Annotated in this window: 11 protein-coding genes; 2 read left to right on the forward strand and 9 right to left on the reverse strand. The window is 62.3% G+C overall.

Translation table 11 applies throughout. The features are described from left to right. Nucleotides 1-36: 36 nt before the first annotated feature. Nucleotides 37-186 (reverse strand): hypothetical protein, encoded by a 150-nt coding sequence (locus C493_RS23195; protein ID WP_161606925.1) that lies wholly within the window; start codon nucleotides 184-186, stop codon nucleotides 37-39. 3 nt (nucleotides 187-189) lie between these two features. Continuing rightward, a complete protein-coding gene (locus C493_RS22915; protein ID WP_152421231.1) occupies nucleotides 190-831 on the reverse strand; it encodes a hypothetical protein in 642 nt (213 codons plus the stop codon). A gap of 371 nt (nucleotides 832-1,202) precedes the next feature. Here C493_RS22915 and C493_RS21860 point away from each other — a divergent pair, with 371 nt between their 5' ends. Then, nucleotides 1,203-1,493, forward strand: coding sequence for a DUF7692 domain-containing protein (locus C493_RS21860; RefSeq protein ID WP_007261683.1), 291 nt, complete (start codon nucleotides 1,203-1,205; stop codon nucleotides 1,491-1,493). 1 nt (nucleotide 1,494) lies between these two features. Further along, nucleotides 1,495-2,097 carry a hypothetical protein gene (locus C493_RS21865; protein ID WP_007261684.1) on the forward strand — a complete coding sequence of 201 codons (603 nt, stop codon included), beginning with the start codon at nucleotides 1,495-1,497 and terminating at the stop codon, nucleotides 2,095-2,097. 181 nt (nucleotides 2,098-2,278) lie between these two features. Here C493_RS21865 and C493_RS21870 read toward each other — a convergent pair whose 3' ends face one another. The 7 genes from C493_RS21870 to C493_RS23290 form a co-directional block, all read right to left on the reverse strand. After that, nucleotides 2,279-2,491, reverse strand: a complete 213-nt coding sequence (locus C493_RS21870) for a hypothetical protein (protein WP_007261685.1) — start codon at nucleotides 2,489-2,491, stop codon at nucleotides 2,279-2,281. Continuing rightward, entirely contained in the window at nucleotides 2,478-5,009 is a 2,532-nt protein-coding gene (locus tag C493_RS22920; protein WP_152421232.1) for a hypothetical protein, read from the reverse strand. Before C493_RS22920 ends, C493_RS21870 begins: the two co-directional genes overlap by 14 nt. Before the next feature lie 134 nt (nucleotides 5,010-5,143). Beyond that, the gene (locus C493_RS21885) at nucleotides 5,144-6,361 is read right to left on the reverse strand and encodes a hypothetical protein (protein ID WP_007261688.1); all 1,218 of its coding nucleotides are present in this window, start codon (nucleotides 6,359-6,361) and stop codon (nucleotides 5,144-5,146) included. A 1-nt stretch (nucleotide 6,362) separates the two neighbouring features. Continuing rightward, nucleotides 6,363-7,166 (reverse strand): hypothetical protein, encoded by an 804-nt coding sequence (locus tag C493_RS21890; protein WP_007261689.1) that lies wholly within the window; start codon nucleotides 7,164-7,166, stop codon nucleotides 6,363-6,365. Further along, nucleotides 7,159-8,964, reverse strand: a complete 1,806-nt coding sequence (locus C493_RS21895; protein WP_007261690.1) for a hypothetical protein — start codon at nucleotides 8,962-8,964, stop codon at nucleotides 7,159-7,161. Before C493_RS21895 ends, C493_RS21890 begins: the two co-directional genes overlap by 8 nt. A gap of 1 nt (nucleotide 8,965) precedes the next feature. Continuing rightward, nucleotides 8,966-9,316 carry a hypothetical protein gene (locus tag C493_RS21900; RefSeq protein ID WP_049889580.1) on the reverse strand — a complete coding sequence of 117 codons (351 nt, stop codon included), beginning with the start codon at nucleotides 9,314-9,316 and terminating at the stop codon, nucleotides 8,966-8,968. 441 nt (nucleotides 9,317-9,757) lie between these two features. Continuing rightward, nucleotides 9,758-10,119 (reverse strand): hypothetical protein (locus C493_RS23290; protein ID WP_007261693.1); only part of this gene is annotated, 362 nt, incomplete at its 5' end.

Genomic DNA, 10,119 nt, shown 5'->3' on the forward strand with positions numbered 1-10,119 from the left:
TATACGCGCGGGTCGCGCACGAATGGACTTCGAATCTCACCATATCGGAACCTCCTCGTATCCCTCCGCGATCATGTGTCGAACCCGAGGCGAGTCGAGCACCGATTGAAGTAACTCGATTCGGACCTCTGCGTACTCTTCCGGCGTCGGAACGTTGACTTTCTCCTCGTCGATGTACTCCCTCATGTCTCAGTTGCTGCTGTTAACGCCCCTTTCCTCTGATCCGATCCATTCGTACGTTCTCGTAGATCCGTTAACAAAACCGCTCTCCGAAGCATGATCTAACGCTGGCCGAACGACTCGGACCCACCACGTCTTTTCCTGCTGGCCGTCCAACGACGTCGACTCGAATAGTGCGTTCACAAAGTCGCTGCGCGTCCGAGCGCCACTCTCCGAGCGAAGCCACTCCAGCGCCGCACGACCGATCTCTCGGCGCTCTCGGCGCTCCTCTCGGTTCCGCCCCGGCCGCCACCCTTCGAGTGCTGCCGACAATTCGTCGTCGCTCTCCTCCAGGTGCCCAGCGCCGTCGACGCGATCGCGACGGCCGCCGACATCAACAGTCTCCTCGAGCTCGCATTGATCCGGATGGTCCGCCGGATCGCGCGGCGGCGCCGGCGTCACTCGGTCGACGTGCCACCACGCGACTGCGTTCGCTCCGACCTTCTTCGATTCGACGTCACCGGCGCGCTCGAGTAGCCGGAGTTCGTCGAGAACCTGTCGCCGCTCCAGATCCTCGAGATCGTCGTGTGTTGCCAGTTCTGGCGCTGTTACTACCGGATCTGGGTAATGGAGTATCGCCGCCTCAACTCTATCTAATCGATCATTCTTCATACTTGATCTATTCCCTTCGACGGTCTTACGCTTTTCCCACGTGAAACCCACGTAGAACCGTCGACGGTTCCACGACGGTCTCACGCCGGCCCCGCGCCGGCGTCACCAAGCGATAAACTTGTATCTGCTATACATAATCCACAGGCCCGACAATTGCGATTCGCGTGCGACTTCCCCCGGTTGCACGTCGACGAAACCGGATTCCCCGATATGAACACGAGCGCGAGCGCGACGTGTTCACCAGCGCCCGCCCGCGCTCGATATAATCGCGTCCGCTCGCCCGCCCGCCGGCGCGGTCGCAGCCGCCCTTATATACTCAACCCAGTTCACTCACCGGAAAAGACTAGGAAATCCGGCTCGTGTTCACGAGCATGTCCCAATCGAACGACATTCCGGGGAGGATCCGAATCCGGACTGATGACGGGAATGAGTGGCGATATGACGAGATACAGCGCGCAGCCGACTGGTACGACTGCAATCGGTCTAACGCCGCTGCGTTCGCCTGTCACGACGTCACCCGGATGGTCGCAGCCGCGAAACGAGTCCTCGAGCGAGACGACCTCACGAGGAAACAGCGCCGGGAGATCGCGTCGACGCTATCGACCGGGAACGTTCGGTTCGACGTCGACCTGGACGTCTCCGCAGAGAAACAGCGAGACTGATATGCGCCGGCGAGCATTCCTCGCGGCCGCCGTCGCGATCGCGACCGCCGGCTGCACCTCCGGATCCGACGAGACGAACAGCGACGACTCGAGCGGTGAATCTTGGACGTCCAGCACGCAGACGCTATCACCGGGCGACCGAACCGAGTTCGATCACTTCGCCGTCACAGTCGAGTCCGTCGACGTACTCGACTCACTAACTCTTTCGACGCTCGGTATTGAGAAGAATCACGAGTTCGGTCCCGAACGACTCGCCGTTTCCATGTACGAACTCGAAGCGATCACCCCCGACGTATCCGATCCGGTCATCCCGTCGACGCTCGAGCCCGCCGCCGTGATCGACGGGACGAAACACGAACTCGACGTCGGAGACGAGTTCGACGACGTCGAGATCTGTGCAGAGAGTAAGCATGTGGATTATACAGAATGCCGGGACGTTAACCACAGAGACTCAGATCTAGCCGATGGACGGTTCGACAACCATTACTGGGCCTTCGAGGCCGGCCAGTCACGAGACTACTGGACTGCGGGGCTCGGGCCGGGAGACACCGACGTCGCGGATATTCGGATCGACGTCGACGGCGTACAGTGGTCCGGATTCTGATTCTCGCGCAGGCGTGAGCGCCTGTACCCGCCTGTCCGCCCGTAGGCGAACGCTTGCGAGCGGGCGTCCGTCCGTCTGTGTGCCGACGTGCTCGGCCGGGCGTACTCGTCCGCCCACAGACGCCCACGAGCGCGCCCACGCCGGCGTAATACTATACGCGGCCGCAGGCCCGCCGGCACGGTCACGCGCCCGATACCAGCCGCACGAGCGCGTACAGGCGCTCGAGATCGACCACGCCCGCGGCCGCGCCGACGGCCACGAGCACGAGCACGAGCGCGACCGTCCGCGCCCAGTGCGCGAGCACCTGAGCGCGCCACGCCCAGCGCGCGAGCACCAGCGCGCTCACGACGCCCGTGCCGGCGATCGCCGTCGGTAGCAGTTCACTCGGTATCATCATCGCCCAGTCCGAGAGACACCACTGTGTCCGGCGTTCCGGCTTCTTCTCGCCGCTCGCGGAATCTCAAGACGACGACGGCCAGCACGCCGATCGCCCCCAGCAGCGCGATCGATCCCGCGACCGTCGCCCCCTGCGATCCGACCATGACGAGTATCGAGTGCGTCGCGTCGGAGATCGCGCCGCCGCCCAGAACCTCGAGCGCCAGCAGCACGATCGGTACCGAGACGATCGCGACGGCGCGCTGGCCGATCCCGGTTCGATGCGCTCCGTATGCGAGTCCGACGAGAACCATCGAGACGATCCCCAGCACCGCGATCGGACTCGAGTCGCCAGTTGGTACGGGACCGCTACCACCGCCGCCACCGCCGGACGTCGTTGCCGTTTCGTTCTCGTCGTCGCTATCGTGCAAGATCGTTAGGAGTTCCGAGTATCCCGGTCCCTCGAGCGTTACCGGGCTCGAGGCCGTCCCTGTGTCGCGAGCGACGTCGTGCGTTTCGCTGAACAGTACATACCGGTCACCGGGGCTCGTCTCGTGCCACGTGTACTCGACCGAACTCGTTGAGCTCGGCTCGACGTCCAGGCGCGGCTCCGCTCCGTCGTCGATCACGTCGATCGCGACCGATCCCGAGCGCAGGTCGACCTCGAGCGGAAGCGTCGTTACGCGCGTGGTTGCGCCATCGCTCGCGCCCGGGAACCGGAGTTCTTGGCTGCCGTCGTAGTGAACAGTAGCCGTCGTCTCCGGCGACGTCCATGATTCGTCCCGCGTATCGTGCAGCCAGTTGCCCTCGGACGTACCGCCGACGTCGATCGCGAACTCATCAGAGTGTTCGGAGATCTCAATCAGCGAATCGAGCGAGTTCCCCTCTGTTGTCGGCTCGAGCACGTTGATCTCGCCACCGCTGACATCGACTTTCGAGCCAGTCGCACGAACATTAATTTCATCATTAGCCGAGACATCTCCCAATTTCGCTTTGAGTGTTGTACCGTCCAGCTCGTAATCCTCAAGCGGTTCCCATGAACCACCGTTGACTCTGTGCTCTAAATCCCCTATATCAACAATACGAGAACTCGAGAACGGAATAGTCAAGCTCGCGTCTTGGGTAGCGTCATCCCACGTTCGGGAGATGTTATACTGTTCACTCCACGCTTCTCCCACATATGAGACCGACTGATCGTAACTTGCGCTATGACTATATTCGAACGCAACAACCGACTCAAAGCCGTTGACGGAATCCGTGTTAACCACTAATTCGTTCGATCCATCCACAAGCCAGTCTCTGTCGATTCCATACGTCTCAGAGTCACCTGAATCTAGGGACCCGTCATAAGAGACAGTATTGCCGTTTATATCGACCGAAGGGTTAGCTGTTGAAACTCGCTCAGTGAACTCTAGATCTAGGTCGAATATGCCACCGTTAGCAGACAGATCAACTGTCTCCGACCCACTGTTCAGATCCAAACTTTTTGTCTGGCTGAAATCGTCGAACACAACGGAGTCGGAGTTTGACGAAACTGTCGCCTCTGTTGGTTCTTCCCCAACAATATCGAATTGATGTATTTCGTGCGCACTTGTCTCTGTGTCTATTCGGAGCGTTAACTCGTCAGTTCCAGAAACGTCTAATTCAAACGTCTCGGACTCCATTGAACCTTCTTCGCTATATCCTGTTTCAGACCAGATTTCTGTTCCATCATCCTCTATCAAGAACTGAAAATCCCCGCCGCCAGAGGGTTGGTTCCACATATATTCCAACTCTATTGTCACGGTCGAATTTGGCGAAGGGACAGTCTCAGAGAAATATCCGCCCTGGTCCGACTGTAGATAATCATCATCATCAACGAGCCCATATCGTTCTGTAGAGGCGTCAAGAGTTAGATCAGCGGTGACGTCTCTGTCTCCTGCGACATTTAGGGACGTCGACTCCCAATATTGGAGAGAGTCGCTGACCGTTCGGTCGTTCTCTCTCTCAACACCAGTAAAGACGATTTCTCCGTCGCCGTCGTCAACTGCGGATGCGTCCTCAAGATCGTAGCTGAATTGAGATCCATCAGAAACGTCGCTCCCAGTGATGACAACATTGCCGTCGAACGTCACGGGGTTGGTGGAGAACTGTGGCACCTCAAAAATGGCCCATTCTCCCTCGTATCGAACATTGGACGACCAACTGTCGCCGCTCGAGTGCTCTCCGTGCGCTTTCTCAGGCGCGTGCCCCAGTCCGTCGATGAGAGCCGATCTCGAGATCGCAACCTGTCGACCGTCGTGATTCTCGTCGTCACTCAGAATGAGCTCGAGTTCATCGTCGGCGCCGACTCCAATCTCGACCTCGAGCGTCGACGCGTGCCGATCGGTATGCACGTCCCAGTCGCTGGCCGAGATTTCGTCGCCGACCGTCGTGATCTGCGAGTCCGGTACTCCGAGCATTCCGGACGGGCCCGCGCTCGAGGCGCCCGCGACGCCCGCGCCAAGGGGCGCGAATAACGCGCTCACGAGCACGAGCGAGAGCACGAGCGCGCCCACTCTCGAGCGTCTACATGATGACCGCGCACCCGGGTGCCCCCCCGCTGTCGCAAATCGACGCGCGCGCGTAGGAGCGGCCAGCAGCGCCGATCGCGCCGCCGCCGCGAACCGCCGCGAGAGGATCCGAGGGTCCGTCATCCGGCCACCTCCGTCCCTGCTGGCGATTTTGAAAAACTCGACGGTTTCGAGAACTCAAGTTTCAGCACCCGATCCTCGCGATCGTCACTCGATTTGAGATCGGCCCAGCGGTACAGCGAGAACTCGTTCTCGGAGTACATCAGCGCCACACCGGGTTTCCGGTCTGACATGATGTCTGCGTACATCGGGACCGTTTTGAACCCCTGCGGGATCGTCGTCGCCTTGCCCTTCTGCGGGTTCGGGGTACCGTCCGGCATGTCGATCCGCGTCATGAACTCCTCGAGGATCATCCAGTGAACCTGAGTCTCCCGGTGGCACGTTCCGAACAGCGAGAACCGATGACGTCGCGAGTCGATCATCAGCGACTGGAACAGCAGCAGTTTCTTGAACGTCCGATGTTCGTCTTGTTCGGCGTTAGGCGGCGTCAACTCGCCCATTTCGTCGAACATCAGCGACGTCCAGCCGTAGTTGTCCGCGAACTCCACGCGAGCCAGCGCGAACGCGAACCACCAGTGAACGAGCGGCGTACCGGACTCGCCCTCGTCTGCGATCCACTCTGGAGTGAACGGAAGCGTCTCAGATGTCCGCGACGTCCTCCGTGTGAGCTCGGCACAGCCGGCGAACGACGGATCCGGATAGACGACGTTGAACGTCCCTTCGGGATGCGCGCCGATCTGTTCGACGACGTCCAGAACGTCGTCGTAGTAGCGCACTTCGCGCGCGATCTCCTCGAGACCGCCGGCGGTCACGCGCTCGGACGACTTGCTCGGCGACTCGTACACCCAGCGCGCCGAGACGTCTGCGTTCCGCGGCAGCCAGACCGTCGTCCAGGGCGCGAACATCAACCACTCCGATCGGCTCGGCGATCCGCGCCAAACGACTTTCTCGTCATTCACTTCCATCAGCCTGAGCGACCAGTGCAAGTTATCGGTCGACTTCCCGCAGCCGCGTTCACCGACCTTAAGCCAGTCCGTGCCGCCGGCGCTCGACGTCTCCTCCGCCGGCTTTTCGTGAATCAGCCGATCTGGATAGATCTCATACTGGAACGCCTCGGCGTCGAACTGCGGAACGCCGAACCGCATTCGCATCTCGTAGGCGTCAGTCCACCACTCAGGGGCGGACTCGTCGCCTCGCGCTTTCCGTCCTTGCACCGTGCCCTCGCCCCAGCCGAAACCGTCTCGGGGCGTCCAGCGGGCGTCTGTCGTATCTGTCATGTTATCCTGTTGGAATCGTCAGTTCGCTACTCGATTGCTGTACCAGTTCGCCGCCGTCCAGATGATGGATCCCCGTAACGAACGCCGGCAGCACAACGAACGCCGCGAACCGCTCGCGCCAGTTCGCGGCCGCGTCCGCGTCAACCTCGGGAGACTGCGGATCGTCCTCGAGCAAGCACGCGCGAGCGACGCGATCGCGACCGAGCCGTGACGCGAGTCCTTCCGGCTCGGCGCCGTTCGTCGGCTCGTCGAGATCGTGCAGCCAGTCCATCAACGCGCGTTCGTTCTCGAATCCGGCCAGCCCCTCGCGCAGCGCCGCCGCTTGCTCGCGATCCTTGCGCTCCAGCGACGGTCGCATCGCGACGTGATCCTGCCGCTCGGGGTTGACCTTCGACGGCGCCACGTCGGAGTCCTCGAGATACTCTCCCGCGTTCTTGCGCAGGTGATTGTACGCGCGGTTGCACGCCGGCCGGACGACCATGCGCTCCAGGCGCCGCCGGTAGTCGCGAGCGGCGTCCATCGACGGCGGGTCACCGAACCGATCGCGATCGGCGCCGACCACCAGCGATCCCGCCAGCGTGCGGTCTCGGAACAGATCGGCCGGCTTCCAGCGATCGGCCACCAGGCCCAGCGTTCGGACCGTCGCGCGCTGATACCAGCACAACGCGGACTCGACAGTCGGGAAGCCATCGCGAAGGCCGTGATCGACGGGACCGCCGCCCTCGAGCAGCTGGCGTTGATCGACCTGGAGCGCACGCAGCGCCGGCTGCGTTCGCGCCGGTCCGTCGTCGCGATCGTCAGTCATCGGCCGGTACCATCGCGGTCTCGTCGGTCTCGTCGCCCCGCGATTGGCGATCTTGCTGTTCTGTCTGTTCTTCCGGCTCGTCGTCGTTCGACTCGGCGTCGAACATTCCCGAGAGACCCAGCTCGTCTTCGATCATCGCCTCGGTGACCGTTTGATCCATTTCCGACTGGACCGCGCGGGCGTCGATCGCCGTGCGCGACCGCTCGGACCACGCGATCTTTTCGAGTTCGTCGATCGTCGCGGCGTCGGCGTACTCCTTGCAGCTACCGGCGAGAACCTGTCTCGCCTGCGTGTAGTGTACGGGCGCCGCGTCGAACTCGACGGTTCCCTCTTTGACTCCCGTCGCGGGTATCAGGAACCCGAGCAACAGTCCGGCGATCGCGACGGCCGTACTGAGACCCAGCAGCGCCGGCCCCAGCATCCAGCCGAACAGTCCGCCAGCGAGCGACCACGCGAAGACGTTCCACCGGATCGATGAGAGCGTTCCCAGCCAGCCCGATTCGTCCGTCTCTTTCGTGAGATCAAGCGTCAAACGCGGGCGCTCGTACTCGAGCGCGCGCTCGCTATTGGGATCGGCCACGAACCCCTTGTCCCACTTACCTTTCCGGACGTCGATCTGGGTCGACAGTTCGGAGACGTCGAGAGTCGGAGCGACGCCGAACCACCTAGCTAGGAACGGACGGATGCCGCTCTCGACGAGAACGTACTCCCCCTCGGTCTCAGTCCGGACCAGCCGCCGATCGGACATGTCCTCATAAACCGTATCGTGAACGTCCTCGCCGCTCGGAGACGTCGCCTCTGCGAGTTCGTCCCGAACGAACAGCGCCCGGATCGTATCGTGGCCGCCCCCCTCGAGAACGGCCCAGAACGCGAGCACAACGAGCCCAGCACTGAACAGCAGCGGTCTGTGAACGATTGCGGTCAGAGCCGTCCGCCAGCCCCAGACCGCCACGAGGAACATCCCGGCGACCGCTAGCGCCCCGTAGATCACTCCGGGTAGCATCGGACCTTTGCCGGTCTGAGAGAGCACGCCATTCGCGCCCTTCACCGCGACCGGGATTCCGAGCGCGAGCGGAGCAACGAAAACCAGCGCGCCCCAGGCCAGCAGATCGCCCATCGTGTCGATCCCGGCGTCAACTGTGTACGGTGCGCTCTGGTGGGTGAACGTCCAGCGAGCGCCGTCGACCGGATCGCCGTCCTCCGTCTCGAGCCACATCGTGACCTCGCGCGACTCGCCGTCGGTGTTCGGCAGATCGATCGTCACGCGGTCGCGCGGTCCGTCGAACGCTATCGAGTGGTTGTTTACGTCGCGGTTCTCCGCGTATTCGATTCGCTCGCCGTCCTCCATGACCGATCCGCGGTCCCAGTGGACGACCACTAGTCGGTACTCTTCGCTCCCCGCGTCACGTGGCCGCTCGGCGTTGAGCGTGAGCTCGTCTCGCTCCACTGTCGCGCCTGGACCCAGCACGTTCTGCACTTCCCATTCTTCTGCGCTCGGGGCGAGTGGGTCCGCGCTCGGATAATCGACGTACACCGATCCTTGGTCAGAGAGCCAGCGCATCGACGGATCCGCCCCTGGCACGAGATCCCCGCCGCGCTCGAGATCGTCGATCGTCAGTCTGTCCGCGTCGCGATCGTCGACGTCCTCGAGCCCGTCCACCGACTCGTTGACTGGCTCGGTTTCGTTAGCCGATGTGTTCTCAGACTCGGCAGCCACGGCGCCGCCGACCGCCGCGATCGCGACGGCGGACGTCACCAGCAGCAGCGCGAGCGCGACCGAAGCGAGACGGCGACTCATGCTACCAGCCGTCCCTCCCGAACATCACTAAGACGATCATGATTCCGAGCGCGACACCGACCCACCACGCCGGCGGGATCTCCAGGTGCTCGAGCGCGAGCCAGCCCCAGACCGTCGTCGCTAAGTGAGCGAGATACGGGGCGTGCGCGCCGACGAGATCGCCGACCATCGCGACCGCCGACGCCGCCTCGCCCAGCAGCGCCAGCACTGCCGCGACTGCGCCGATGATGACGGCGAACACAGCGCCCGCGACGTTCTCTGTCGCGTCCGCTGCGTCACGTTCACGCGCGTACGAGGCCAGCCACCAGAGTATCAGCAGCAACGCCGCCAGCGCCGCGAGCGTGCCTCTCATCGGACCCACCTCGCGGGCGTCACCGATCGATTCCAGTTCGTTCCACCGTTCGTCTTTGTTACAGTCATTGGCTACCTCGATTGTAGTACGATTGCGCGAGTCGATGCACCAGAGTCAGCAGGAACAGCGCCACAGCCACGTAGTACAGCACCTGTACCGTCTCCGGGTCCAGCGAGTCGATCGGTCCGCTGGCCAAGATCTGAAGTTGGGACAGTATCGTCACGATGACGTCGATGNGCACCTGTACCGTCTCCGGGTCCAGCGAGTCGATCGGTCCGCTGGCCAAGATCTGAAGTTGGGACAGTATCGTCACGATGACGTCGATGTCCGAGAGCAGCAGCACGACCGCCGCGATCAACGTGTCTCCGCCCATCGCGAGCAGATCCACAACGAACGCGATCGCCGTCCCGAAGAGCCCGCCAGCGGCCCAGTCGCGTCGACTCATACGAACCGGACCACCCCGTAGGCGCTCCGAGCCACGACTGCGAAGCCGATTATCAGCACAGTCGTCACAAAGACGCCAGCGAGCCAGCCGAACGGTCCAGCCGCTTCGACCGCCTCAACGAGCAGTTGCTCGTAGGCGCCGGCGAATTGGTCGACTATATTGAGCATGGCGTTGCCGACGATTGTCAGATCGCTTAGGATCGTTACCGGGACCTGCGCGATCTGGTCGAACGCCGCGAAGACGAGATCCCAGAGCTCGTAATAAATACTGAGAACCCCGCCGATCATCCACGTCGCAACGATCCCGATGACTCGATTTCTAAACGCGGACTCGACCCCGCCGCCCGCGTCCTCGGCGG

The sequence above is a fragment of the Natronolimnohabitans innermongolicus JCM 12255 genome, assembly GCF_000337215.1.
GTDB lineage: Archaea > Halobacteriota > Halobacteria > Halobacteriales > Natrialbaceae > Natronolimnohabitans > Natronolimnohabitans innermongolicus.

What these genes read in the sequence shown, in the direction of transcription:
- C493_RS22915 (WP_152421231.1), bottom strand. Translation starts at nt 831, where the DNA reads ATGAAGAATGATCGATTAGATAGAGTTGAGGCGGCGATACTCCATTAC.
- C493_RS21895 (WP_007261690.1), bottom strand. Translation starts at nt 8,964, where the DNA reads ATGAGTCGCCGTCTCGCTTCGGTCGCGCTCGCGCTGCTGCTGGTGACG.
- C493_RS21865 (WP_007261684.1), top strand. Translation starts at nt 1,495, where the DNA reads ATGCGCCGGCGAGCATTCCTCGCGGCCGCCGTCGCGATCGCGACCGCC.
- C493_RS21900 (WP_049889580.1), bottom strand. Translation starts at nt 9,316, where the DNA reads ATGAGAGGCACGCTCGCGGCGCTGGCGGCGTTGCTGCTGATACTCTGG.
- C493_RS21870 (WP_007261685.1), bottom strand. Translation starts at nt 2,491, where the DNA reads ATGATACCGAGTGAACTGCTACCGACGGCGATCGCCGGCACGGGCGTC.
- C493_RS21885 (WP_007261688.1), bottom strand. Translation starts at nt 6,361, where the DNA reads ATGACAGATACGACAGACGCCCGCTGGACGCCCCGAGACGGTTTCGGC.
- C493_RS21890 (WP_007261689.1), bottom strand. Translation starts at nt 7,166, where the DNA reads ATGACTGACGATCGCGACGACGGACCGGCGCGAACGCAGCCGGCGCTG.
- C493_RS23195 (WP_161606925.1), bottom strand. Translation starts at nt 186, where the DNA reads ATGAGGGAGTACATCGACGAGGAGAAAGTCAACGTTCCGACGCCGGAA.
- C493_RS21860 (WP_007261683.1), top strand. Translation starts at nt 1,203, where the DNA reads ATGTCCCAATCGAACGACATTCCGGGGAGGATCCGAATCCGGACTGAT.